At 44.4% G+C, this 25235-nt stretch carries 20 protein-coding genes and 5 tRNA genes; 3 read left to right on the plus strand and 22 right to left on the minus strand.

The genetic code is table 11. From position 1 onward, the window contains the following. Positions 1 to 93: 93 nt before the first annotated feature. The 4 genes from rplL to rplK all read right to left on the minus strand — a co-directional run bounded on the left by rplL (position 94) and on the right by rplK (position 2395). The gene (rplL, locus tag EGI32_RS16325; protein ID WP_255154630.1) at positions 94 to 465 is read right to left on the minus strand and encodes a 50S ribosomal protein L7/L12; all 372 of its coding nucleotides are present in this window, start codon (positions 463 to 465) and stop codon (positions 94 to 96) included. 109 nt (positions 466 to 574) lie between these two features. Further along, entirely contained in the window at positions 575 to 1192 is a 618-nt protein-coding gene (rplJ, locus tag EGI32_RS16330; protein WP_255156428.1) for a 50S ribosomal protein L10, read from the minus strand. 39 nt (positions 1193 to 1231) lie between these two features. Further along, entirely contained in the window at positions 1232 to 1921 is a 690-nt protein-coding gene (gene rplA / locus EGI32_RS16335; protein WP_255156429.1) for a 50S ribosomal protein L1, read from the minus strand. 27 nt (positions 1922 to 1948) lie between these two features. Next, a complete protein-coding gene (gene rplK, locus EGI32_RS16340; protein WP_255156430.1) occupies positions 1949 to 2395 on the minus strand; it encodes a 50S ribosomal protein L11 in 447 nt (148 codons plus the stop codon). 318 nt (positions 2396 to 2713) lie between these two features. Here rplK and EGI32_RS16345 point away from each other — a divergent pair, with 318 nt between their 5' ends. Then, on the plus strand, positions 2714 to 3697 hold the full coding sequence (locus EGI32_RS16345; protein WP_255156431.1) for a RagB/SusD family nutrient uptake outer membrane protein: 984 nt from the start codon (positions 2714 to 2716) through the stop codon (positions 3695 to 3697). Between the two features lie 71 nt (positions 3698 to 3768). On the opposite strand, the gene EGI32_RS16350 is transcribed toward EGI32_RS16345, so the two are convergent. The 12 genes from EGI32_RS16350 to rpsU all read right to left on the minus strand — a co-directional run bounded on the left by EGI32_RS16350 (position 3769) and on the right by rpsU (position 10722). Then, positions 3769 to 5613, minus strand: a complete 1845-nt coding sequence (locus EGI32_RS16350; protein WP_255156432.1) for an LTA synthase family protein — start codon at positions 5611 to 5613, stop codon at positions 3769 to 3771. A 206-nt stretch (positions 5614 to 5819) separates the two neighbouring features. Next, on the minus strand, positions 5820 to 6419 hold the full coding sequence (nusG, locus tag EGI32_RS16355; protein WP_255156433.1) for a transcription termination/antitermination protein NusG: 600 nt from the start codon (positions 6417 to 6419) through the stop codon (positions 5820 to 5822). Continuing rightward, positions 6419 to 6616 (minus strand): preprotein translocase subunit SecE, encoded by a 198-nt coding sequence (gene secE, locus EGI32_RS16360; RefSeq protein WP_255156434.1) that lies wholly within the window; start codon positions 6614 to 6616, stop codon positions 6419 to 6421. The genes nusG and secE overlap by 1 nt, the downstream gene beginning before the upstream one ends. A 105-nt stretch (positions 6617 to 6721) precedes the next feature. Beyond that, a tRNA-Trp gene (locus EGI32_RS16365) sits at positions 6722 to 6792 on the minus strand. 116 nt (positions 6793 to 6908) lie between these two features. Beyond that, the gene (gene tuf, locus EGI32_RS16370; RefSeq protein ID WP_255156435.1) at positions 6909 to 8096 is read right to left on the minus strand and encodes an elongation factor Tu; all 1188 of its coding nucleotides are present in this window, start codon (positions 8094 to 8096) and stop codon (positions 6909 to 6911) included. A 137-nt stretch (positions 8097 to 8233) separates the two neighbouring features. After that, positions 8234 to 8305, minus strand: a tRNA-Thr gene (locus EGI32_RS16375). 85 nt (positions 8306 to 8390) lie between these two features. Next, positions 8391 to 8463 (minus strand) — tRNA-Gly (locus EGI32_RS16380). 85 nt (positions 8464 to 8548) lie between these two features. After that, a tRNA-Tyr gene (locus EGI32_RS16385) sits at positions 8549 to 8631 on the minus strand. A gap of 48 nt (positions 8632 to 8679) precedes the next feature. Continuing rightward, positions 8680 to 8752 (minus strand) — tRNA-Thr (locus EGI32_RS16390). A gap of 276 nt (positions 8753 to 9028) precedes the next feature. Continuing rightward, complete coding sequence (locus tag EGI32_RS16395; RefSeq protein WP_255156436.1) at positions 9029 to 9328, minus strand: HPF/RaiA family ribosome-associated protein; 300 nt, start codon at positions 9326 to 9328, stop codon at positions 9029 to 9031. A gap of 177 nt (positions 9329 to 9505) precedes the next feature. Beyond that, positions 9506 to 10405 carry a tyrosine-type recombinase/integrase gene (locus tag EGI32_RS16400; protein ID WP_255156437.1) on the minus strand — a complete coding sequence of 300 codons (900 nt, stop codon included), beginning with the start codon at positions 10403 to 10405 and terminating at the stop codon, positions 9506 to 9508. 119 nt (positions 10406 to 10524) lie between these two features. Then, positions 10525 to 10722, minus strand: a complete 198-nt coding sequence (gene rpsU, locus EGI32_RS16405) for a 30S ribosomal protein S21 (RefSeq protein WP_255156438.1) — start codon at positions 10720 to 10722, stop codon at positions 10525 to 10527. 117 nt (positions 10723 to 10839) lie between these two features. Between rpsU and EGI32_RS16410 the strand changes: the two genes are divergently transcribed. After that, a complete protein-coding gene (locus EGI32_RS16410) occupies positions 10840 to 11436 on the plus strand; it encodes a riboflavin synthase (RefSeq protein ID WP_255156439.1) in 597 nt (198 codons plus the stop codon). A 76-nt stretch (positions 11437 to 11512) separates the two neighbouring features. On the opposite strand, the gene EGI32_RS16415 is transcribed toward EGI32_RS16410, so the two are convergent. The 4 genes from EGI32_RS16415 to EGI32_RS16430 form a co-directional block, all read right to left on the minus strand. After that, positions 11513 to 12505: an acyltransferase gene (locus EGI32_RS16415; RefSeq protein ID WP_255156440.1), complete on the minus strand. Its 993-nt coding sequence runs from the start codon at positions 12503 to 12505 to the stop codon at positions 11513 to 11515. Positions 12506 to 12712: 207 nt separating this feature from the next. Continuing rightward, on the minus strand, positions 12713 to 14569 hold the full coding sequence (gene hscA / locus EGI32_RS16420; protein ID WP_255156441.1) for a Fe-S protein assembly chaperone HscA: 1857 nt from the start codon (positions 14567 to 14569) through the stop codon (positions 12713 to 12715). Positions 14570 to 14644: 75 nt separating this feature from the next. Beyond that, the gene (locus EGI32_RS16425; protein WP_255156442.1) at positions 14645 to 19711 is read right to left on the minus strand and encodes a C25 family cysteine peptidase; all 5067 of its coding nucleotides are present in this window, start codon (positions 19709 to 19711) and stop codon (positions 14645 to 14647) included. Positions 19712 to 19730: 19 nt separating this feature from the next. Beyond that, complete coding sequence (locus tag EGI32_RS16430) at positions 19731 to 20837, minus strand: PorV/PorQ family protein (protein WP_255156443.1); 1107 nt, start codon at positions 20835 to 20837, stop codon at positions 19731 to 19733. 395 nt (positions 20838 to 21232) lie between these two features. Between EGI32_RS16430 and tyrS the strand changes: the two genes are divergently transcribed. Beyond that, complete coding sequence (gene tyrS / locus EGI32_RS16435) at positions 21233 to 22516, plus strand: tyrosine--tRNA ligase (protein WP_255156444.1); 1284 nt, start codon at positions 21233 to 21235, stop codon at positions 22514 to 22516. Between the two features lie 244 nt (positions 22517 to 22760). Here tyrS and EGI32_RS16440 read toward each other — a convergent pair whose 3' ends face one another. Further along, positions 22761 to 23657, minus strand: a complete 897-nt coding sequence (locus tag EGI32_RS16440) for a cyanophycinase (protein WP_255156445.1) — start codon at positions 23655 to 23657, stop codon at positions 22761 to 22763. A 180-nt stretch (positions 23658 to 23837) separates the two neighbouring features. Beyond that, positions 23838 to 25127: an aminotransferase class V-fold PLP-dependent enzyme gene (locus EGI32_RS16445; protein ID WP_255156446.1), complete on the minus strand. Its 1290-nt coding sequence runs from the start codon at positions 25125 to 25127 to the stop codon at positions 23838 to 23840. Between the last annotated feature and the right edge of the window lie 108 nt (positions 25128 to 25235).

Here is a 25235-nt window from a genome sequence, read left to right on the forward strand (position 1 = left end):
GGCTTCTTATTCCTTCCTTGATATTTGTTATTTATCATTAAACGAAAAGCCCTCCGATCACTCGGAGGGCTTTCAACATTATTGAACTTAGAATTAAGCTACTTCAACTTCAGCACCAGCTTCAGTCAATTTAGTTTTCAATTCTTCAGCTGTTGCTTTATCAACACCTTCTTTAACTGGTTTTGGAGCACCATCAACTAAGTCTTTCGCTTCTTTCAAGCCAAGGCCAGTCAATTCTTTTACGATCTTAACAACCGCAAGTTTGTTTGCACCACCTGATTTCAGGATAACATCGAAAGAAGTTTTTTCTTCTGCTGCTGCAGGGCCATCGCCACCACCGCTAACTACCACTGCTGCTGCAGCTGGTTCGATACCGTATTCAGTTTTCAAAAATTCAGCCAGTTCCTGTACGTCTTTTACAGTCAGGTTAACCAGGCTTTCTGCTAATGCTTTTACGTCTGCCATTTTGTTTACATTTTTCCCGCCTTCATTGTTTACACTCCGGCGGAGTTTAAAAAAATTTGTTTACTGCCTTTATGGTACCATCCGGCGCAGGTGTTATAATTTATAAAAATTATGCTTGTGCTTCAGGAGCTGCGTCATCCGCTGCTGCTGCAGGTGCATCAGTTGCCGGAGCTTCTGCTGCTGGTGCTTCAGTAGCCGGAGCTGCTTCAGCTGCCGGTGCTGCTTCTTCAGGAGCCACCGCATTTTCCCTGTTTTGCAAAGCGCCCAATACACGCTGGATCGGAGATTGCAACAAGCCGATCACTTCACCGATCAATTCATTCTTGGTCTTGATCTGGGTAAGTGCTTTCAGCTGGTTGTCGCCAACGAATATATCGCCATTGATGAATGCTGCTTTCAGTACAGGTTTTTCGTTGTTGTTTTCTTTACGGAAACCAGTGAGGATCATTGCAGGATCTTTCGGGTTTTCGCTGAACAACAAAGCAGTTACTTTATGCAGAGAATCGTAGACGCCTGCATATTTTTCTGCATCGATGCTTTCCAATGCTTTTTTGATCAAAGTGTTCTTAGCCACTTTCATTTCTACCTGTTTGCTGAAGCAATGGCTGCGCAATTTACCTACCTGGGCCACAGTAAGGCTTTCGGTATCGGTAATGTAGAAATTATTATACTGAGAGAATTTGCCTTTCAGCAATTCTATCACGTCATTTTTTTCTTGTTTTGTCATAACAAATATTTTTTGTCAATCCTTCGCGTGAGCGATGAATTAGTTTTGAACAGATTTTGTGTCAACCATAATGCCAGGGCTCATTGAGCTAGCCATGCTTACACCACGCAGGTAAAGACCTTTGGAAGTAGCAGGTTTCAATTTGATGATGGCGTTGATGAATTCCTGTGAATTCTCTACCAGCTTTTCAGGAGCGAAGCTCACGCGGCCGATAGAAGCGTGGATGATACCCACTTTATCCACTTTGAAAGCGATCTTACCACCTTTCAGATCGTTTACCGCACCGGCAACATCATTTGTTACGGTACCGGTCTTAGGGTTTGGCATCAGGTTACGGGGACCTAACACTTTACCTAGTTTACCGATCTTAGGCATTACAGAAGGAGTAGCTACGATAACATCAATATCTGTCCAGCCACCTTCGATCTTGGTGATATATTCATCCAGGCCCACGAAATCAGCACCCGCTGCAGTAGCTTCGGCTTCTTTATCAGGAGTACACAAAACCAGAACTTTCTTGGTTTTACCGGTACCGTGTGGCAGGGATACAGTTCCACGGATAGCCTGATCCGCTTTCTTAGGATCTACTCCTAATTTTACGTGCAGGTCAACAGAACTGTCAAATTTTGTAGTATTTATTTCTTTCACTAATGCAGAAGCCTCTCTCAGCGTGTAAGCCTTGTTAGCGTCAACCTTAGCGTTTGCTATTTTTCTTTTTTTAGTAATCATTGTAGAAAAGTTTATTGAGGTTGACGATTAGTTATTTTCCCATGGAGCTTTACCATCCACTGTTAAACCCATACTGCGTGCAGTACCGGCGATCATGCTCATAGCGCTGTTTAATGTAAAGGCGTTCAGATCAGCCATTTTATCTTTAGCGATCTCTTCTACCTGAGCCCAGGTAACCTTACCAACTTTTACGCGGTTTGGTTCTTTACTTCCGCTCTGGATCTTTGCAGCATCCATCAGCTGTACAGCAGCAGGAGGTGTTTTGATGATGAAGTCGAATGATTTGTCTGCATACACAGTGATCAACACTGGTAATACTTTTCCGGGTTTATCCTGGGTGCGTGCATTGAACTGCTTGCAAAACTCCATGATGTTGATACCCTTTGAACCCAAAGCCGGACCGATCGGCGGCGCTGGATTGGCTTGTCCTCCTTTACACTGGAGCTTTACATAGCCGGTGATTTCTTTTGCCATTTTTTAAAATGTTTTTGGTGATAACGTCCGGGCAATTACCAGGACTTCCAAATTCCGCATTAACGGAACAAATTCCTAAAGAACTAATTTGGGCGGCAAAAGTACATAATTTTTTGATTCTGACAAATCAAAATTTAAATTAATAACGACAGGGTAATGCCTACGGTGGAAATGCGAACTTCCGGGAAATAGACTGAAAAACCTACGGTGAAGTCTATTTTGAATAGTATCCCCTATTTATAAGATTACATTAGAATTTGTTCGCATTTTTAATTAAAACATAAGAAAAAATTTAAAAAGTCTCCTTTTCTCTCATACGTGCACGTCGACATCCTGCGGTATTGGGGCGAAGGCAGCGAGCGGAACTCCACACTGAAAGGCATTCCGTTTGTTTCCACTTTTGATATCGAACAAAAGCCTTCAAGGCCTACCGTGAAAGTAACCTACGATTCTATCATCAAAAATCTCTGGGATGCAAAAGCGCTGATGCAGGATATGGACAACGATATACAATCCCCTACCAGCACGGCCGCAACAGCCCGTGGATATATCGATGAACTTGGTGTGAATGCTACTCTGGCCCGCATTTACAATTATGCCGGCGAAAGCGATAGTGCTATCAAATATTCCAGCCTCGCTATTACGGCAAGGCCTTTGGCCAACCGCACTAACTTCCCGCTGATTTGGCAGGATGCCAATACATCGGAAGTAATCTGGTCTGTAAAATTTACTCCGCTTAATTCGGGTGTAGGAGACAACGTGTATTACCCTGTTGGTAACCGTGCTTCCTACAGGCCAACTACTAACCTCATCAGCCTTTACGATCAGACAAATGATGTGCGTTTTGCTTCTTATTTCAGGACAATCGGCACAAGGCTGGTATTGACCAAATATCTTGCAAAGCAGGCTGCGTTGAGCAAACCGGACGGTATCACCGACTTTAAAGTTTTGCGCACCGGCGAAATGTACCTCATCCGTGCAGAAGCCTATACCAGGAAAGGACAGGATGTGTTGGCATTGGCGGATCTGAACACATTGCGCTCAACCCGTATCAGCGGATTCATAGCAGGTAGCGAAACAGGTACTGCATTGCTGAACGCGATCTTTACGGAAAGAAGAAAAGAACTGGTGTGCGAAAATCAGCGTTGGTTTGATCTGAAACGCACGAACCGAACCATTAACAGAACCACCAACTGTACTGGCTTCTGCACTCTTGCCCCTGATGCCCGCGAATGGGTATGGCCGGTTCCGCAAACGGAAATACTGGCGAATGGAAGTATTGAGCAGACGGATGGATACTGATTTTTTTAAAATATAATGGATAATGATATAATGGATAATATTATCCATTATATCATTATCCATTATCATCATCATTTACTGAGATAATCACCGAAACTCAATTGCTGGATTGTTTTGCCTTTAGCCGTATCTGTTGAAGATAATATGCCTGAAGTTTCGATCGCTTTTTTCCCTATGTTGTCGAAGATGAAATAATTACCAGGCTGCACAAAACCATACCCATTGTTGAAACAGAAATAGGCCCATTGCGGAGCTTGTTTGTCCAGCATATTCCGGCTCCACACAAATTTTTTGGAAGGCAGCCCGAGTTGTGTCAGTATGGTTGCGGCGATATCTACCTGTGAAGCGGTATTGGTTTTAGTGATACCCGTTTCGCGTAGCGCACCTCCGAGGAAAAGGACAGGTATTTTGAAATCGTCTATTTTTTTTCCGGTATGTGGCAATCTGTGGCCATGATCGGCGGTGATGACAAGCAGTGTATTTGCCCACCACGGCTGCTTTTGCGCCTGCTTTATAAAATCATATACCACCTGGTCGGTGTAATGCAATGAATTTAAAAACAGGGAGACATCATCGCTGCCTTTTATCACCGGGGCGAGCGGGGTTTCAAATGGTTCATGGCTGCTGAGCGTAAGCCAGGTGCAGAAAAACGGGGATGTTTCTTTGTTCAATCCATCTATTACTTTTTGCATCACCACCCCATCATGCGCTCCCCATTTTGAATTCTGATCCTTTTCATCAAAATCATCTTTGGAGGTATATTTTTTAAAATTGCCCCCAAGCAGGTAAGCTTTCATATTGGCAAACTCGAGCTCGCCACCATAATAGAAAGAGGTATTATACCCGTTGGCTGCCAGTTCCTTGCTGAGCATTGGCAGTTTGGATGCTTTTACCGGTATCTTCACGATGGAGGTAGTTGGTTGTGCAGGGTAACCACTCAATACTGCCACGATTCCTTTATCCGTGCGATCGCCGGAGGCGTACAGATTGGAAAAATAGATCCCTTCTCTTTTCAACTCGTTGAACCGTGGGGTTATGTCAATTCCTCCCTGCCGGAGGTGTGTGGCTTTTTCGGTAAAACTTTCCCATACGATGAAGATCACATTCGTTTTTATGCCGGATTTTATTTGCAGGATAGAATCTGTTTGTGCGCCGGAAGCAAAAAGGCTATCGCGAATGGCCTCTGCATCTTTGGGTGCAACATACAGAAATGGATTGCTTTTGGATTCCGTGTTGTGTGAAAGCGAATGCATGAAATTCCACGGAGCATTGATGGATGCCTGGTTGACGAAATTACTGGAAGAAAAATATACGGTACTCTGATTGAGCGGAGCCAGTTGAAATCCTCCACGGATGGGTATGATGAAAGTTGCCAGCAGCAACAGCAGCACGAGTGCCTGCAGCCATTGGGGACTGGCGATTTTCATCTTGCTTAAATCCCTCCTGATAAATTTGTTGAAGAAAAACAAGGTAGAAAGAAATGCGGCCAGAAACCCGAGCAATATCCATATCAACGGCAGGTTGGAAACCGATGCCCAGGCTTCTTTCGGGTTACTGAGGTACTTGAGCGGGCTGGCATCAATACGGTAGCCCCATGCTTTGTATATGTTGATATCCGTACCAATGAGCAGCAGCACAAAAAATAATACGATGCCTGTGTAGATTTTGTATATCGTTGGTTTTTGAAAAAAAGAAAGGAAGATACCCGCCAGAACGAAAAGTCCGGCAGGAAGCGTTATGTACGCAGCCATGGACATATCCATGCTGGCACCGTACCAAAGGCTTCTGAAGATATCTGAAATGGGAACCGTTTTGGTAAGGCCAGGGTTGCAGAGATAGAAAAACAGCCTGGCGACTTCAAAAAGAATTATCCAGCAGAGCCAGTATTTTAATATAAAAAGTATTCTTGGGCGCATGAGCAATGAATAATGTACAATGTTAGGAAATTTGTGCGGGATGGCAACCGGTTGACTACCGCGGGTTGACTACCGAAGGTTGACTACCGAAGGTTGACTACCCGGAGTTGACTACCGAAGGTTGACTACCCGGAGTTGACTACCCAAAACATCCCGCATAAAAAAACCCCATCCGAAGATGAGGTTTGAATATTTTGAATAAATCCTTAGATGATCTTTTCTACCTGCATATAGCTTAATTCTACCGGTGTAGCCCTTCCGAAGATCTTCACCTGTACTTTCAGCTTTTTCTTTTCGTCGCTCACTTCTTCGATCACGCCATTGAAATCGTTGAAAGGCCCGTCGATGATCTTGATGGTTTCGCCGATGATGAATGGTTCGTTCATCGTGATACCGCCTACTTCACTCATTTCATCCACTTTACCAAGCATTTTGTTTACCTCGGCTTTGCGCAATGAAATGATATTCCCTTTAGATCCTTTTCCGTCGGTGAGAAAGTGCATCACGTTGCTGATATTGCTTACGTGCTGGATGATGTCATCTGTCAACTTTCCATCAGCCACTTCCATCATGATATAACCAGGGTAGAAGTTACGCTCACGCATTACCTTTTTCCCGTTGAGTACTTTGTAAACTTTTTCTACCGGCAGGAATATCTGCTTTACAACTTTATCCCAGCCATTGCGTACGATATCCTTATCCAGGTATTCTTTTACTTTACGTTCTTTACCACTTACTACCCTCAGAACATACCACCGGCTGTCTTTTTCTACTGCTGCTGTAATTGGTGTTGTAGTCGGTTCCATTATCCTTTGAATAAAGAGTAAATAAATTTAATTGAACCGCTGGCGATGAAATCCATCAATGCTACTATAGCAGTGATGAAGATAGTAGCGCCCAAAACGATCATTGTAGATTGCTGTAGCTGCTCCCATGTAGGCCAGCTCACTTTCTCTACCATTTCGCGGTAAGATTCCTTTACAAAAACGCTGAATTTGTTCATACTTTAAATGTTTAAAAAGTTCAAGAGGTTCAAGAGGTTCAAAACGTTTGAAAGACATATACCTTTTAAACGTTTTGAACTTTTTCAAACCTTGAACTTTATTCGCACGGGCACTAGGATTCGAACCCAGATCAAAGGTTTTGGAGACCCGTATGCTACCGTTGCACCATGCCCGTAAAAAAGCTAAAAGCTATTCCGAGACAATCGGAACAGCTTTTAGTTAATATTGTAAAGATAAATAATTATCCAATACAAAGCCTCAAGGCTAACAGCTAAAAGCTATTGCTAAAGCTTATTTGATGATTTCAGTCACCTGACCTGCACCTACTGTACGGCCACCTTCGCGGATCGCAAACTTAAGACCTTTTTCCATCGCGATTGGCTGGATCAAAGTAACGTGTAAGTTTGTGTTATCACCAGGCATAACCATTTCAGTACCTGCATTCAAAGTAACTTCACCAGTTACGTCCGTAGTACGGAAGTAGAACTGAGGACGGTATTTGTTGAAGAACGGAGTATGACGTCCACCTTCTTCTTTGCTCAATACGTAAACTTCACCTTTAAATTCAGTGTGCGGAGTGATAGAACCTGGTTTGCAAAGAACCATACCACGACGGATCTGAGTCTTTTCAATACCACGCAACAGAAGACCTGCGTTATCACCTGCTTCACCTTCGTCAAGCAATTTCTTGAACATTTCAACACCTGTACAAACTGATGACAATGGTTTTTCCATCAAACCAACGATTTCGATTGGTTCACCAACTTTGATACGGCCCCTTTCGATACGACCAGTTGCTACAGTACCACGACCAGTGATTGAGAATACGTCCTCAACACTCATCAGGAACGGAAGATCAACTAACCTTGGAGGTAATGGAATGTAGCTATCTACAGCGTCCATCAGTTCAGTTATTTTACCAACCCATTTTTCGTCACCAGCCAAAGCGCCGGTTGCAGAACCCTGGATGATCGGTGTGTTATCACCATCGAAACCGTAAGAGCTAAGCAATTCACGGATTTCCATTTCAACCAGTTCCAATAATTCCGGATCATCAACAAGATCTACCTTGTTCATGAATACCACGATCTGAGGTACACCTACCTGGCGAGCCAGAAGGATGTGCTCTTTAGTCTGTGGCATCGGACCATCAGTTGCAGCAACTACCAGGATAGCGCCATCCATCTGAGCAGCACCAGTGATCATGTTCTTAACATAATCGGCGTGACCAGGACAATCTACGTGAGCGTAGTGGCGAGTATCAGTAGCATACTCAACGTGAGCTGTATTGATTGTGATACCCCTTTCTTTTTCTTCAGGAGCACCATCGATATCATCATAATTCTTTTTCTGCGCTAAACCTCTTTTTGACAAAACATCGGTTATAGCGGCTGTAAGTGTTGTTTTACCATGATCCACGTGACCGATAGTACCAACGTTAAGATGGGGCTTATCCCTCTTGAATGATTCTTTTGCCATTGTTTAAATTTTAGTGTTTGTTTTGAAAATTGGCCGCATTTAAAGTCTGTAACCGCCGACTTTTATTCGTTGTGCTTTCGCACTTTGTATGTTTCTTTTCACCTCCTTTCCGTTCTGCCTCTTTCAATTTAAAAGAGAGCCATCAGTGAGAATCGAACTCACGACCTCTTCCCTACCAAGGAAGCGCTCTACCCCTGAGCTACGACGGCTTGATAGAGTTGTCAGAAGTTAGTTGTCAGATGTCAGTATACCATTACCGGTAACTTACACCTGTCAACTGACAACTTTTCAATGAGCGGAAGACCGGGCTCGAACCGGCCACCTGAAGCTTGGAAGGCTACCGCTCTACCAAATGAGCTACTTCCGCTAATCAATTTGCAAATATGCAAATTATAAAAGAACTGTTCTACGATATACACTTTCGCCTATCTTCAAATGTATATATCGTATTGTGGGCAGAGTAGGTTTCGAACCTACGTACTCCGGAGAGAACAGATTTACAGTCTGTCGCCTTTAACCACTCGGCCATCTGCCCAAACCTTAAAACATAGAATATTCCGGTAAAACCGGAATATTCACCCTGAGCCGAAAACTGGAGTCGAACCAGCGACCTACTGATTACAAATCAGTTGCTCTACCAACTGAGCTATTTCGGCGTATATGTTCAAAAGGTTTAAAACGTTCCAAATGTTTAAAAAGTGAAAGAACCTTTTGAACATTTAAACTTTTGAACCTCTGGAACCTGTAAAAGAACTCCCGATCAAATCAGGTACAAAACTGCTCCCCTTTTTTTTCGGAAGGCAAAGGTAAGAGAAAATGATTAATAGAAAAATTTTGTTGAGATTTTTTTGATGATTTTTTTTTGACGTGGATAACCGGCAAAAAAAGCCCCGGGATTCCGGGGCTTTTTTTGTGGCAAGTTTATGATTTTATCAGGCTGCAAGTCTTTCTTTCTTTCGTTTTATCTGGTTGATCACCGCATCCATCGCCTCATCAAAACTTTCTTCAAATGATTTGGAAGATTGCTTTACAAAAAACTCATGCCTCGGGATCATCACTTTTATTTCCGCTACCTTATCCTTTATCGTGTGTACGATGTTATCAAGCTTGAGATATATGTCCACATGCGTTATCCTATCGTGAAACTGTGTCAGCTTTGCTACTTTCTTTTCAATGTAAGACAACAGCTTCGAGTCGGCATCAAAATGCACCGTTTGAATGTTTACGTTCATAACTTTCAATTTTTATATGGTGAAACAATAAATAAAATAGTGTAGCAATTACCGCATAGGCTTATCATTTCAAATTGACAGTAGAACACGTCCTTAAAGCAATATGAAGTTACTTAATGAAACGTAGTTTTCAAAAAAAAATTTCATGGAAAGCCACAAAAAATTTCCATGGAATAATCAGGCTTTGGGATGTGCTTTTTTGTGTACATCTTTCAGTTTTTCGATGGAATTATGCGTGTATATCTGCGTGGCCGCAAGGCTGCTGTGGCCCAGCAATTCCTTTACCGCATTGAGATCAGCTCCGTTATCAGTGAGGTGCGTGGCAAAACTATGCCGTAAAATGTGAGGACTGCGCTTATCGATCGTGGTCACCAGCGAAAGGTATTTTTTTGCCGCAGAATATACATACCGGGGATCCAGTTTTTTTCCTTTTGCATTTACAAAAAAAACATGCCCTTCCACAGTTTCCAGCGCTTTTTTATCTTCGCGGTACCGCACCATTTCCGCCAGCAACGCCGGGCTTACCGGGATGATCCGTTCCTTACTGCCTTTGCCCAATACTTTTATAGTGGAAGTATGCGCATCCACATGCTGATCCGTAAGCCCGATCAGCTCGGCTTTACGTATCCCCGTATTGTACAGCAGCAAAAGCAACAACCTGTCTGTGCGCCCCTGCCAGTTATCCGGAAACTCCACCTGCGTGAACAGGGCATCGGTTCCCTTTTTGTCTACAAATTGAGGTAGCTTCTTCCCTACTTTCGGAGAAATGATGGTGGTCATGGGGCTCACCGTGACCTGCTGCTGACGAAGCTGGTATTTGAAAAAAGATTTGAGGGAAGAAATTTTGCGGTTGAGGCTCTTGGACGACATATCTTGCTCCGACTTCAACGTTGCGAGCCAGCTGCGGATGATCGTAGGTTTGATCTCAGAAAGTTCCATTTCTCCATAATCCTTCAAAAAGCCGAAAAAAGAATTCAGGTCGTTTTCGTACGAAATAAGCGTGTGCTGACTATACCTTTTCTGAAATTTCAGGTAATCGAGAAAAGCCCGGATATGTAATTGGTGACTTGGGAGCATAAAAAAACTGATAACCAAAGTTAGTGATAACCGGTTATCAGTTTGATATTTTATCGTACACGATTACATTTATATGTAAACCATATACTTATGACCTGGCTTGCGCCGGGGCAGAAAAATTATTTTTCCAGTTTGCCAGAAGCCAACTGCTGTTTGTAAACAGCTTTCAGCACTTCAGTACGACGCCTTACAGATGGCTTCATGAAAGCCTGTCTTTCCCTAAGGTGCAACAGTACACGGCTCTTTTCGAACTTCTTTTTGTATTTCTTGAGCGCCTTGTCTATGTTTTCGCAGTCTTTTGAATCGATTATTAGCATTTTTGTATATACCTCCTTTGGTGAATAAATTCTGTCTGAACTCTCAAACAGGGCCGCAAAGATAAGCGTTTTATTGAAAAAAAGAAATATTCATCATAAAATTCCGAAATTTGCAGCATGTTTACAGGAATCATCGAAACAACCGGCATTATCACTGATATTCAGCAAAAAGGAACGAATTATACATTCACCATTCAATCGCCATTTTCGCCCACTTTTAAGATAGATCAGAGCATCAGCCACAACGGAGTTTGCCTTACGGTAGAATCTGTTACGGAAGACAGCCATACCGTTACTGCGATTGATGAAACCATTCAAAAGACCAATCTCGGTGACTGGAAAACCGGGACCATCATCAATATCGAGCGCTGTATGCAGCTAAATGGCCGCATAGACGGACATATCGTGCAGGGGCATGTGGATGCTGTGGCAAAATGTATCCGTGTACAGGATAAAGAAGGCAGCTGGGAATATACTTTTGAAACCGATCCTAAATTTGCTCCGCTATTCATAGAAAAAGGGTCGATGAGCATCAACGGCATCAGCCTGACGATCTTCAATGTGACCGAAAAGAATTTTACGGTGGCTATCATCCCTTACACTTATCATCACACCAATATGAGTTCGCTAAAAGAAGCTGACCTGGTGAATATTGAATTTGATATGATCGGGAAATACGTCAATAGAATTGAAGAATTAAAAATCAAGAAGTAAGAACGTTACAGGAACAACTTTCCCCGCTAATGATAAAACATCCCGCAACCCTTCACCCGAAACCAGCAGCTCTATCCTACCCCACCAGCTTTTTCATTTTCAAGAATTTCTTCTCTACCAGATGCCAGCTGAGTATGGCCAGCGGTAACACGATGAGCATCGTTTCTGCAAATAACCAATAAGGGTTCGCTTTATCTGCGCCCACAGCAATCAACACCTGCTGCACCGGGAAGGCGAAAATGTAAATCCCATAAGTAAAGTCGCCCCACTGGCCGGCACGATTGGTAATGCCACGGATATTCGCTATGCCGATAATGAACAGCGGAACTGCCCATACCTGAAGGAAAAACAGCGGGGTAAATATCAGTGAAACTGCCAGCACCGGAATTACTACCAGCAATCTCTTTATTGCCGGTTGGGAAAATTTTATATCGAGCAGGAACAACATTCCCGCATTCAAAAATAAAAAGGCGAAAAAAGCTTCCGGAGTTTCAAAATAAGCAAAGAGGCCATGCTGAAAGATTGTACTGTGCAGGATATACAGCAGGTTTAGCAGCAATATCCCCGAAATGAAGATCCGTTTTTTATTTCCCTTCAGAAAAAAAAGGATGCTAACGAGCAGGTATAAACGCTCTTCTATTACCAATGTCCACAAAGAGCCATTGACGCCACTATCCGTGTTACCAGCGAAGACACCGGGCAATGGAAACTGCACCCCCGTTGCGGGAAAAATATTTCGGAGGTAAGTCCAGGTGGAGATATTCCCAAAATATTCTCCCATAGCCAGCCTGGTAAATAACGGTCCGATGATGAAAATGGAAATGAGGGTTACGATGATCAGCAAGGGTTGTATCCTTAAAAATCTTTTCCAGCAATAATTAATAAAAGATGTGGAAGTACAGGCGCTTCTGGTGATAAGGTAACCGCTGATGGAAAAAAAGATGCAAAGGCCGATAAAGGAAAAATCGTAGCGCTGTCCCGAAATCACCATCAATGGCTCGGCTGTATTTTTTGCGATCAGGTTGAAGGAATGGGTGAATGCGATACAGACTGCAGCTATGATGCGCAAGAGATCGTAGTTGTTGGTAGCCCTTTCTTGTATGTATGATGTATGATGTATGATGTATGATGTATGATGTATGATGTATGATGGACGATCTATGATCTATGATCTGAGATGTGTGATCTAAAACCTTAGATTTTCCGGGTTGAAAGTTATTGTTTAATAATGAAATTCAAATCTAACGAACTCAGATCATACATCATAGATCGCAGATCATACATTTTTTCCTTTCATTGCTCCTGCAACGGCCTCATCCATGATACGCTCTGCATAAGGGCGGGAAATCTCATTCAGTTCTTCGGTCTTCTTTTGTATAAGGTCTTTATCATTCATGGTGATGGACAGTTGCAATGCCTGCATGGCGGAAGCGGTCTGCAGCAGCTCATCTTTTGTAAGCAATTCCGCATTCTTTTGCAGGAAACGTTCGGTTGTTTTTAACAGTTGCTCCCCTTCTGTTTTGGCTTCGGCCAGCGCCCTTGCGGCAATATCATCTTTCGCATGTGTGATCGATTCGAGCAGCATTTTTTCCACATCGCTATCCGTGAGCCCGTACTGAGGCTTCACTTCAATGCTTTGCGCCACGCCACTCCTGAGTTCCCTGGCAGAAACGGTCAGTATACCATCCGCGTTTATCAGGAAACCCACTTCCACTTTCGGCAGGCCTGCAGGCATTCCCGGTATGCCCGAAAGATTGAATTCGGCAAGTTTGCGGTTATGTTCCACCAGGTCGCGTTCGCCCTGGAATACACTGATACGCATGCCCGATTGAGCATCCACCTGTGTAGTATATTGGCGGGACGCTTTAGCAGGGATCTTCGTATTTCTCGGTATCAGTACATCCATCAATCCACCGGCGGTTTCAATACCGAGGCTGAGCGGCGTGATGTCGATCAGTAAAAATTCTTTATTATTCCCGGCCAGGATATCGGCCTGTATGGCTGCGCCAAGCGCTACCACTTCATCAGGGTTCACGGTATCGTTTACTTCACGACCGAAAAATTCACCCACTGCTTTTTTCACCAGCGGTACTCTCGTACTGCCCCCTACCATTACTACCGCTTCAATTTCAGATGCTTTAAGATCAGCATCTTTCAACGCACTTTTGCAGGAGCGAATGGTGGTATCTATCAGCGGTTGTATGAGCGTATTGAATTGCGCCAGCGAAATTTTCAGTTCGTAATCCTCAAGCGTTGTTTCATAACTATCGGTAACGGATAGCTGCTTTTTGGCACTTTCAGCTGCAAGGCGCAAAGCCTGGTTCAAAGATGGTTCCGCAGCAATTTTTTCAGTGCTAATACCCAGCTCCTTCTTCCAATGCTCAACGATGGCCTGGTCGATATCATCACCTCCGAGATAAGTATCCCCATTGGTAGATAATACTTCAAATATGCCACCGGCGATCCTCAAAATGGAAATATCGAACGTGCCGCCACCGAGATCGTATACCGCAATCACTTTATTTTCTTCCCTGCTGATACCGATGCCATAAGCCAGGCTGGCGGCAGTAGGCTCGTTGATGATACGCAATACATCCAGCCCCGCAAGTTTACCCGCATCCCGGGTCGCCTGCCGCTGTGCATCGTTGAAATAAGCAGGTACTGTTATCACCGCTTTATTTACCGGGGTTTTCAGTATATGCTCCGCACGGTGTTTCAGTTCTTTCAAAATGTAAGAAGAAAGATCTACCGGGGAGTAAAATTTATCGCCTACCTGCACTTTCACCAGGCTTTCGGCATTGTCGTCGATGATCTTGTAGGAGAAAGCAGCCGATCTGTTCCGGATATCATTATAACTTTTTCCCATCAGCCTTTTGGCAGAAAATATGGTACGCTCAGGTGAACTGATCAGTTTTTTCTTTGCTTCATCCCCAACGGTAACATTGGATTGCCCGTCGAAATAAATAACGGAAGGAACCATCGAACTGCTGTCGTGTTCCTTCAAAGCCACCGCCTGTTTGGTTTCGGGATGAATGATAGCTACCAGGCTGTTGGTAGTGCCGAGGTCTATCCCCACAATGATCTCTTCCTGCTGCAAACTCCCGGTTGCTATATTGATCGCAATTTTAGCCATGCCTGATTTTTTTTGATGCAAAGGTAAAAAAAAAGCCCCGCCAAAGCGGGGCTCTCTATTTCGATAAGAGAAATTTTAACGCATCAGGTACATTTTACCGTACCCTTTATTAAAGAATTTATCCGTATTATCACCATTGGCCTTGTATTTATCCAGCGACTTGCCATTGAGGTTGGTAAGTACCCTGTAGAGATAAACGCCATTCGCCAGTTTTTGTCCGTACATATCCGTTCCATCCCATTTGTATTCGGTGATGTTGCGGCCGATATGGATCGGGCCCAGTTCATCCTTGGTGATCTCCCTCACTACTTTACCGGTGATGGTGAGTATCTGGATGCGGATATTCTGCGGCACTTCCATACCCGTTACCGTAAATACGAATGCTGTAGAAGTAGTGAACGGATTCGGATAATTGAGCATATTGGAGATCATCGGTTTGTTGATCACGCTGAATGCCACATTATACTTCAGTTCACCTGCTGTGTTGCCATTCACATCCTTACCCGAAACGATCAGTTCGTATTCCCCATCTTCAGGGAAATATGGCTTGAATTCAATGCTGGCGGTATTTTCACCGGCGCTGAGGTTGGCAGGAATGAAACGCATGGTATCATTATCAAAATGATAAGTACGTATGGTCTGGTTGTCATCCGGGAATTTCACCTGCACTTTCAGCAGGGCGGTATCTTTCAGCGCCAGGAACCTGCTTTCATCCTTGAGCTTTATCAGGACGTTCGGTTTGGCTGCTACGATATCTTTATTCAGGATATGCACCGCATCAAACGTAACATCCAGTAAAGGATTGAATTTATCTTCCTTCACAAAGAAATTCTTATACAGTACATTATTGTAATGATACTGCTCACGCTGTGCATTATCCGGGTTCACATCAATCGCGAGTGTATTATTGCCAGGATAATTGCTGGTGTTAATAGCGTAATGTATCATCAGCGTATCACCGGCTGCCAGTGCTTTTCGCGGCACCAGGTTTTCCACATGATCAGCGTTGTTGCGATCTGTAACTGTCACCCTCACTTTCAGCAGGCTATCGAACGCCACGGAACTGATATTTTTGAATGCGACAGAAAAATTGATCGTTTCACCTTGTTCCACACTATCCGTCATTGCGTACGCAACATTGGGAGCCATCGCCCCTTCCGGAACAGGCAGGTAATTCAACCTCCAGTAGCGTAGCTGGTATGGTGTTCCTTTTGCGCTGTCGTAATTCTCCATCCTCAGTTTGATGAAAGGATACTGCACTGCATCGATTGCCGAAATGTCCAGGTCTTTCGTAGTAGAATCGACAGAATACAAGGTGGTCTCGGTGCCGGCATTGTTGATACCGATCACATTGAAACGAACTGAATCTTTGGTATTTGTTTCCATCGAATAACCTCTCCAATGGAATTCTTTCCATGATTTGGCCGGACCAAAAACCGGGGATACCATCGAGCCGTTTGACCTTGTGAGCGTAAGCGGCACACCAGCCGTGATCACATCTCCGGCATTTTCCCCTACCTGCTGGTAAGAAGGAGATGAATTGTCTTTATTGAATTTGAAAATGAATGGTATGTTGCGATGGAATGAATCGATCATCGTAAAGCCATATCCTTTCAATGTGTGATAAAGGGTATTACCGGCGCCATTGACATTTTCATCGGCCTTCCAATCTTCGGCCCACGCATTTACAGAACTATTGAACAGAAGATTGTACATCACTACATGCGCTGAGTTAGGCACATTATTACGCAGGAAGTCCCTTACAGTATTCCTTTGCGCCAGGGTATTGAAAGGAAATTCAAACTGATTGTCCCTGCCACCGCCCGGATAGTTACTTCCATAGGAACCACTTGAACCTACCGGCAGATTTTTCATAACCGAGCCGGTCACATTATCCAATACAACAAACTGCAGCGTATTAAAATCATTGCCCCAGTTGGCAAGGGTGTAAATACCCAGGGAAATATGCACCGATTCGTAATCGTTTGGCGGATAGTTACCGGTAGAAATATTCAGCGCCGTATTTTCAAAATCGAATTTGAAATTCCGGTCGTCGCCGAGGGACATATCCTGGAACGTGCTTTTCTGATGTTGGTAGTAATGTGATTGATTCACCCCTTCGGAACTGTTAGGGATATAAATGAAAGAGAAACTGTTCCAGATATATGCACCATTGTTAAGCGGAACCATCGCCACCCGCCAGTAATACACTGTGCTGTCAGTGAAAGTGATGTTGCCCGGTGTAAATTGAACCACACCGCCCGAACCGTTGGAATTGTATGTTTTTTTGAATGCCGAATTAAATTGTTCTGTAGTATCCACTTCCATCACATACTGGCGCTGGGCGCTCAAAGCGTTGGCCGAGCTGGCAACATACGTGATATTCTGGTTGTGTACGATGGCGTAGTTGGTAGGGTAAGCCGGGCGCAACTCATCTTCAAATACATAAAAATCTTTGGTAAGCGTATTATTCGTCTCGTACGATTCCGACACCCTGTTGGTATAATCCAATGAAACCATCAATTGGTTCAACCCCTTATCTGTAGCGGGATTGATCGGCACAATCAGGTTAAAGGAGTCGATATATTTTATAGAAGGGATAAGTGAATCAAGTAATACCTTGATACTATCGTTCGGCAATTTCCTTTTGACAGATACCCAGATGGAATCGTTCACTACCCTGCCTTTATTCTGCATTTTTACAGATACATTGAAATTATTATCTGCTACTGAAATGATGCTCGGGCTGATCTTCACCAGCTGATCTTCCATCACATAATCTGCCAGCGGGAAGTAGTTGATCCTGATCGCCGGATCGCCATGCAGGGAAATTTCTTCAGCATGTACACGGATGAAATATTCAAGGTTCGGGTTCATACCACCAACATCGGTGATCACTTTCTGCATCTGGTTACCTATCGTATTACCATACATGTTACGGCTGAATTCTGTATAAAGATTGGTATTGTACACATCCAGGTAAGGAGGCACACCAAAATGCGTGTCTGCCAGGAACCCGATACTGCCGCGTTGGTTTGCAAGAATGTATTTTTCTGATAAGGTAAGGTTTCCGGTAAGACGGGCCGGATCGAAAATATAAAAGTTACCCGCGCTACAACCGCTCACATTGAAGAACGGATATTTGCCGGCATTGCTGTAAATGTTCGGCTCGCTGAGATTGAACTCAAATGTGTTCGCAGAGGAATGCCCGAAATAACCGATCACACCCAGCCCCTCGTTGAAGAGCTGTTGTATCCTTAAACTGTTGGCTTCCTGCGTAGCCCCGGTACTTGTTTTAGAAAAAGTCTCTACACGACCGCCAAAGAGACTGTCTTCCACGATCCTCTGGTAATGGCTCATATATCCCCTGAACATCGCATTTTCCTCACTATCCTTACCACCTACCACATGCAGCACGTTTTTCATCCATGCCTTATCGGCTATGCTGGCACTGTTTGTCCTTTGGGCCTCTTCGTATTGTATTACTTTCTGGAGATAAGCATTCACTTCCTGGCCGTTTATCGCGGCAAGCCTTCCTATCGGAATGATCGGCATTACAGTGCCTGGCAAGGAAGCCAGCAGGATATCTGAAGCAGGCCACCCAAAGGCAGGCACCAGGTCGATCTTATCGGCGATCGGATTTGATTCCGAAGTACGCTGATCGATGTAATTCATACCACGTCCTATGATGAATACATATTTAGGTTTCACCGCAAAATTCTGGTTGGCCCAGATTAGAAAATCACGTACGGAAGATGGGTGTTTTTTGATACCATACCCGAACTGATCCACCAATTCTTCGATGTTATATATTTTGGCATTGTAACTGCCGCCATTGGCTGAGCTCCTGTATTGCCTGAACTGGTCTACATAATTATTACCGCTACCATCATTATACAAAGCCGGATGGCTGATGATGATGTAATCCGCCTGCAGCGCAGGGTTGCTGTAGTTGACAAAATTTTTGGCGACCACCGCCGAAGCCGGAATGCTGTACAATGAGCCCGGATCCTGGTTTACCAGGATAAACTTACGGTTGGCATCGGTTGAAGGAGGAAGCACAAAACGCACCCTTCCCGGTGTGGAAGTGATATCTCCCAGGTACCTTCTGCCATTATTAAGGTCATAAAGAATCGGAGCTATGGAGCCATAATTAAAATCTTCTATAGAGAGATTATTGCCTCCCGGCGCCGCAGCCAGTTCGAAAGCGAAATTTTTCTGTCCGTTGAATTTGAACCTTGCCGGGTAAGTGAGTCCGAAGCTATGCACCACAAACCTGTCCTGCGGATTGATCTCGAAAAAAGTACTGCCGATGCTGACCGGTACAAAATCCGGGCTGGCCAGCAGGGATAATGGGAGGTTGTTGACCTCTATTTTCCGGTCGGTAAAATGTGGCATGGTGATACCCGCAACCGAATCGTTGAAAAGGCGAACCCTTACAGAACGTTCGTTGGGTGCGTTACCGGAAGCGCTCAAACGAATGGAAACGCTGTTGGCCGGGCCTGCCTGGTACACGTTCAATCCACCGAGAAACAAAGCCAGGTCATAGAAAGGGGCTATATTGCCGGAAGACCAGCCTTCGCCCACATCGTATGCCGAAGAGTATACATATTCACCGATCGGGTAGGCGAAACCACGGTTTATCTGATCCTTATAATAGGTATCTATATTACGCATGAAATATGGATCCGCCGTTATGTTGCTTGGCGAAGTGTTGACGGCATTGGTGTAACGCAGATTGGGTGTGGCCGTATTTACTGTAAGAAAATAAGTGGATGTATCAGTTTCAAGACTGTATTTGTCCGTAAGTTGAAATGACTGGTCGCGGTACAGACGTTTGTCCGGTTTCCCATCATTCAGCTGCCCCCAGAATTCGATGAAGTCGGAAGCACCAAGCGGCGCACCACTAACGGAAGTGTATAGACGCACCTGCTCGCCATTGCGCCAGAGCTGGAAATGATCGGCATTCACAGCGCCCAGGTTGAGTGATTGCAATACCGACTGCGGAATACGACAAAGGGTATCTTTCGATACCTTGAATTTGTAATAGGTTTTATTATAATCTATCCAGCTGTTGTTCAATTGCGCTTTTGCCGAAAAAGCAAGCATCAATAAAAACGGGATAAGTATCTTTTTCATCATTGTGAGCTGTATTAGGATGTTAGTTTTCTTCTTTCTTGCGGAAATTTATGGTCAGTGATATCACATGCGTGAACAACGGATTGGATTGGTTGGCAAGGTTGGAAAATGCATAATCAAGCTGCACGTTCTTTATCCTGAAACCTGCACCGATGCTCGGCTGATAGATCCATACCCTTTTCTGGTTGGTGGTATCTTCATCTGCCAGGGCACGTTGAAAATTGGTGATACCACCACGTACGAAAAATACATCCCTGATGGATGCTTCAAGCCCAAGGTGCGGATCGGCACTCACGGTATTGCTGCTCAGCACGGTATTTCTTTTACCGTCAAACGTAACGTCTACATTGGCTTCAGCCAGCAGGTTCACCGATTTGCCTACCCGGAAATTGTACCCTCCACCTATCACCAGTCTCGGCGCAGTCATCTCGGTAGATTTTACCGGGATATCGTTTTTGGTAAGGTATAAAACTTCTTTTTCTTTCTCTGTAAATTTGAACGACCATGCATTGAACGTAGTGCTCACATCGCGGGCCATAACACCCAGGTGCCATTTTTTGCCGCTCATCTGCACACCCGCATCCAGGCCAAAACCCCAGGCGGTAGCAAACTTGCCCACTTTGCGGTAGATCACTTTGGCATTGGCGCCAAAACTGATATTCAGCTCTTCAGTTTGTTTCAGGTTTTGTGCAAACGAAAACAGGAACGCATAATCTGCGGAAGAGAACGTCTGGATATTATTATAGTTGATGCTGCCATCCGGTTCTACCAGGAACAAGGTATTGGGGATATCATCCACGGCAAAACGCAACAGCGAAAAACCGATCGTGCGTTTATTGTCCTGCACCGGAATAGCCAGCGAAGCGTAATCGTATTTGGCGATGCCTGCAAAATACTCCGCATGCATGATAGTGGCGTTAGGGTTGTCTTTTACACCAACCAGCCCGGCAGGGTTCCAGTAGCCGGCAGTGGCATCTTTTACCGATGCTACCTGTGCATTTCCCATGGCAAGCCCGCGTGCGCCCGCGCCGATATTCAGGAATTCATTCGAATATTTCCTGAACTGTGAATACCCTTTGGTGGAAAAAAGCAGTGTCAGTAAGGTGAAAGCAATGAAGCTTTGTTTCATGTTAAGAGTGATTGGTAATTGACTTGGATTAACTCACGTGTCTCCCTTAAACGTATTTTTACTAAACAAATTGTGTTGTTTTTCAGTATCAGATACGCGAAAAGCAGCCAAATTTAAGGATTTTAGGCTTCTAAAACCCAATTTGGGGATTACTCTGTATATAGGATACATTAAACTGAAAAAAGGTTGCTTTTCAACGCCGGGTTCAAAAGGTTCAAGAGGTTTAAAAGTTCAAAAGTTCAAGAAGTTTAAATGTTCAAGAGGTTCAAAAGTTAATATGCTACCCAACTTTTAAACCTCTTAAACATTTTGAACATTTTGAACCTTTTAAACTGTTTTCTTAGAATTTCTGCTGATTTTTGCAATCCTGAATTTCAAACCATAACTTTTTACTGATGAACGCTTTTATTGAAGAATTACGCTGGAGAGGGATGATCCAGGATATCATGCCTGGCACTGAAGAACAGTTGAACAAGGAAATGACCAGCGCTTATATAGGATTTGACCCTACTGCCGACAGCCTTCACATAGGCAGCCTGGTACCGATATTGTTGCTGGTGCACCTGCAGAAAGCCGGGCACAAGCCTTATGCCCTTGTAGGCGGCGCTACGGGTATCATTGGCGACCCCACCGGCAAAAGTGAAGAGCGAAAAATGCTGAGCGAAGAAAGCCTGCAAAAAAATGTGCAGGGCATACATGCACAGTTGGAAAAATTCCTCGATTTTGATCCGGCCAAACCGAATGCCGCGGTAATGGTGAATAATTTCGATTGGTTCAAAAACATAAGTTTCCTGGATTTTATCCGCGAAGCGGGAAAACACATCACCGTCAATTATATGATGGCGAAAGACAGTGTGAAAAAACGCCTGGAAAGTGAAAGCGGCATGTCTTTCACCGAATTCACCTACCAGCTGGTGCAGGGATATGATTTTTACTGGTTGTACAAAAACAAGAACTGCAAGCTCCAGATGGGCGGCAGCGATCAATGGGGCAACATCGTGACCGGTACCGAACTGATCCGTCGCAAAGACAGCGGCGAAGCATTCGCCTTCACCTGTCCGCTGATCAAAAAAGCGGATGGCACAAAATTCGGAAAATCCGAAGGCGGCAATATCTGGCTCGATGCTACCAAAACAACGCCTTACCAGTTTTACCAGTTCTGGCTGAATGCTTCTGATGAAGATGCTGCCGGATGGATAAAAATATTCACGTTCCTTACCAAAGAAACGATTGACGGCATCATAGAAAAACACAGCGCCAATGCAGCGGAAAGGTTGCTGCAGAAAACGCTGGCAAAAGAGCTCACGATATTCGTTCACGGACAGGAAGAATATGATAAAGCAATTGCTACTACGGAGAAATTATTTGCTGCGCAAAATGCATCGATCGATAGTTTTACCGAAGAAGACCTCAACAATATTGAAGGCATTGCCAAGCTGGATGTGGAGAAAGAAAAAATCGCTGCAGGTATCGATATCACTACACTCCTGGCCGAAGCCGGTATTTTTGCCAGTAAAGGCGAAGCAAGAAAAATGATACAGAATGGCGGTGTAAGCATCAATCGGGAAAAGAAGGACAACCCCGCCTTTGTGGTAGATAACTCGTTGCTTTTGTATGGCAAATTTTTGCTGGTGCAAAAAGGGAAAAAGAACAATTACCTTATAACAATTACGAATTAAAAATTAAGAATTACGAATGTGAGCGAAGCGAAGAGATTAAACGCTGATTTCAAAGGGATGAATGGATTTCGCTGATTAATTTTTACTTCGTAAAAATAAAAATGCAGTTTATAAAAGTTGTACTATTTTATAAACTGCATTTTTATTTTCTGCCGTACGGCAAAAAAAGAACGCGCCCCCTGCCATTTGGCGGGGCACGCAAAGGCACGCTCCCACATTCTAATTATTAATTATTAATTATTAATTATTCCACATGTACCTGCTTCTTCACCACTGCCCCCTCTTCTACCTCCGCCACGAATTGCCTTTCAATCACTCTATAGCCGTTTCCTTTTTCGCAGAAATGTACTTTTAAATTTTCAATGCTGATAGGGCAGCCATCCGGTATATCTGCAATGTTGCTATGCCCGATATCATGGCCATCTACAATGATCACCAGCCCGCTGCCGATGGCTTCCATGGTGTTGCCATCTTTTATCAGCATGCCGGTATCTTCGCCCAGCCCAACGCCGATGCATTGGGGGTTGGAAGCTACTGATTGCGCCAGCCTTCCGAAACGCCCACGTTTTTCGAAATGAGAATCAAAGATCACATCATCCATGAAACCCAGGCCGGTGGTGATCTTCACTTCGCCCTTCAGATGCGCTTTTGCCGCATTTCCTTCATAGATCATGGTATTGCTCATAGCCATTGCGCCGGCTGAAGTACCTGCCACCAGGAAATCCGGCTCGTCGTTGAATCGCTGCAAAATGATATTGAGAAATTGTGTACCGCCAAATGTACTGGTCAGCCTGAGCTGGTTGCCACCGCTGAACATCACGGCTCCGCAGTTTTTGATGCGTTCGAGGTATTCAGGGTTCATCGCATCTGCCCGGTTGCGGATATGCATCAACCCTATATCCGTACAGCCGATCTTTCCGAATGCATTGAGGTAATTGTCGCCTACTTCGTAGGGGATCATGCTCGCCGTGGTGATCACTTCGATGCGTGTATCTACGCCACCTGTTTCTTCCACGATGCGGCGGAGGATACCCAACTCAAAAAAATTAAGATTATTGCGTTTTATCTGCCCCGATTCAAGATCCGTTCCTTTATCTTCCGCTCCGCCGATGGCCAGTAACTTTCCTTTTGCAAATTGCATTTAAACCGTTTTGGTTAGTAACGCAAAATTAGGGGAAATCGTGTTTTATAGATGATTATTAGTTATCAACTATTGTTAATTTGTGCGAACTCCACCTGCGGCGGGTTCTTTTGAACCACAGGGGAAACAGAGGACACACAGAGTGTAAGTATAATCTTATGTTACTCGGTGGTTCAAAGATTATTTACTGGCAAAGCTGGTTATCCCCTCCACCAGCATATCCAGTTGCGGAAGGCTTATATATACATTCGGTGTGATGCGTACCCCACTGATGTCTTCGTATACCACCGACACGCAGTGTATCCGGTAATTTTGTATGAGATAACTTTCCAGTTCACCCGGTTTTTTACCTTCCACACTTACCAGCCCGATGGCTCCGCCAAACTCCTTCTTGAAAGAGGTATGTAATTTTACTTTTGGAATATCTTTGACCTTTTCCATCCAGTAATTCTTGAGATAGAGGAGGCGCTCCTCCTTCCGGCTGATGCCGATCATTTCGTGAAAATCAATGGCATCGTCTATTGCCTGTTCGATGTAAAACGGACGGGTGCCCAGGTTTTCAAATTTCCGGATATCATTTTCCTGCGTATCAGGGCTGCCGAAAAGCGGCCACAGCTTTTGGATCTTTTCTTTTTTTACATAAAGAAAACCCGTGCCGATGGGCGCTCCCAGCCATTTATGAAGGCTGGTGCCGAAATAATCGCAGTTGAGGTCGGCTATCTTAAAATCGAAATGTGCGAAAGAATGCGCCCCATCCACAATCACTTCGAGATGGCGTTTTTTTGCTTCGTCGGCAATCTTACGAACAGGCATTTTCTGCCCGATCCAGTTGATAAGATGTGTGATATGCACCACTTTGGTCCTGGCAGTAAAAGCATCTGTATATTTTTTTACGATTGCAGCTTCGTCTTCAACCGGAAAGGCAATATCTACCCACACCAGTTTTATTCCTTCTCTTTTCTCCCTTTGTTTCCACGAATTCATCATGTGGGGATAATCTTTTTTGCAAAGCACCACTTCATCACCGGCTTTGAGGTCGAGCCCGAAGATCACTGTTTCCAAAGCTTCCGACGCATTGCGTTGCAAAGCGAGTTCTTCCCTGTCGCAACCTGCAAGGCCTGCCAGCCTCCTCCGCAGCGGCTCACGGCCCGCATCCAGTATCCTCCACATAAAATAACTCGGCGCCTGGTTGCTTTGGTCGTAATTCAGTTTCATGGCCTCAGCTACCGTTCTTGGCGCGGGAGACACCCCTCCGTTATTGAAGTTGATAAAACTGGATGGGGTATTGTAAGCCTGCTGTACCGTTTGCCAGAATGCTTCATCACCAGCCAGCTCGAAAGCAATTTTGCCATCCGCTTTGTCCAGCGCCCGCAAAATATCAGCACTCCAGGCCGGTTGAAATATATTGGAAGTGATAGCTGCTGCTGAAAGCACACCGAGTTTGTTGATGAAGGAACGGCGATTGCTCATGGGTGGAGGGTTTAAAAATTTGAAGCCTTCGTAAAAATAAGAAATAAGAAACAGGGAAATAAGGAATAAGGAAGTGAAAGGCCAACCTTGGTACATCAATAGCAGAAC

The organism is Ferruginibacter sp. HRS2-29 (assembly GCF_024343615.1).
Classification (GTDB): Bacteria; Bacteroidota; Bacteroidia; order Chitinophagales; family Chitinophagaceae; genus Ferruginibacter.

What these genes read in the sequence shown, in the direction of transcription:
- EGI32_RS16425 (WP_255156442.1), bottom strand. Translation starts at nt 19,711, where the DNA reads ATGATGAAAAAGATACTTATCCCGTTTTTATTGATGCTTGCTTTTTCG.
- EGI32_RS16430 (WP_255156443.1), bottom strand. Translation starts at nt 20,837, where the DNA reads ATGAAACAAAGCTTCATTGCTTTCACCTTACTGACACTGCTTTTTTCC.
- rplJ (WP_255156428.1), bottom strand. Translation starts at nt 1,192, where the DNA reads ATGACAAAACAAGAAAAAAATGACGTGATAGAATTGCTGAAAGGCAAA.
- tuf (WP_255156435.1), bottom strand. Translation starts at nt 8,096, where the DNA reads ATGGCAAAAGAATCATTCAAGAGGGATAAGCCCCATCTTAACGTTGGT.
- EGI32_RS16350 (WP_255156432.1), bottom strand. Translation starts at nt 5,613, where the DNA reads ATGCGCCCAAGAATACTTTTTATATTAAAATACTGGCTCTGCTGGATA.
- rplA (WP_255156429.1), bottom strand. Translation starts at nt 1,921, where the DNA reads ATGATTACTAAAAAAAGAAAAATAGCAAACGCTAAGGTTGACGCTAAC.
- hscA (WP_255156441.1), bottom strand. Translation starts at nt 14,569, where the DNA reads ATGGCTAAAATTGCGATCAATATAGCAACCGGGAGTTTGCAGCAGGAA.
- rpsU (WP_255156438.1), bottom strand. Translation starts at nt 10,722, where the DNA reads ATGCTAATAATCGATTCAAAAGACTGCGAAAACATAGACAAGGCGCTC.
- EGI32_RS16440 (WP_255156445.1), bottom strand. Translation starts at nt 23,657, where the DNA reads ATGCAATTTGCAAAAGGAAAGTTACTGGCCATCGGCGGAGCGGAAGAT.
- secE (WP_255156434.1), bottom strand. Translation starts at nt 6,616, where the DNA reads ATGAACAAATTCAGCGTTTTTGTAAAGGAATCTTACCGCGAAATGGTA.
- EGI32_RS16395 (WP_255156436.1), bottom strand. Translation starts at nt 9,328, where the DNA reads ATGAACGTAAACATTCAAACGGTGCATTTTGATGCCGACTCGAAGCTG.
- EGI32_RS16410 (WP_255156439.1), top strand. Translation starts at nt 10,840, where the DNA reads ATGTTTACAGGAATCATCGAAACAACCGGCATTATCACTGATATTCAG.
- EGI32_RS16445 (WP_255156446.1), bottom strand. Translation starts at nt 25,127, where the DNA reads ATGAGCAATCGCCGTTCCTTCATCAACAAACTCGGTGTGCTTTCAGCA.
- rplK (WP_255156430.1), bottom strand. Translation starts at nt 2,395, where the DNA reads ATGGCAAAAGAAATCACCGGCTATGTAAAGCTCCAGTGTAAAGGAGGA.
- rplL (WP_255154630.1), bottom strand. Translation starts at nt 465, where the DNA reads ATGGCAGACGTAAAAGCATTAGCAGAAAGCCTGGTTAACCTGACTGTA.
- EGI32_RS16400 (WP_255156437.1), bottom strand. Translation starts at nt 10,405, where the DNA reads ATGCTCCCAAGTCACCAATTACATATCCGGGCTTTTCTCGATTACCTG.
- tyrS (WP_255156444.1), top strand. Translation starts at nt 21,233, where the DNA reads ATGAACGCTTTTATTGAAGAATTACGCTGGAGAGGGATGATCCAGGAT.
- nusG (WP_255156433.1), bottom strand. Translation starts at nt 6,419, where the DNA reads ATGGAACCGACTACAACACCAATTACAGCAGCAGTAGAAAAAGACAGC.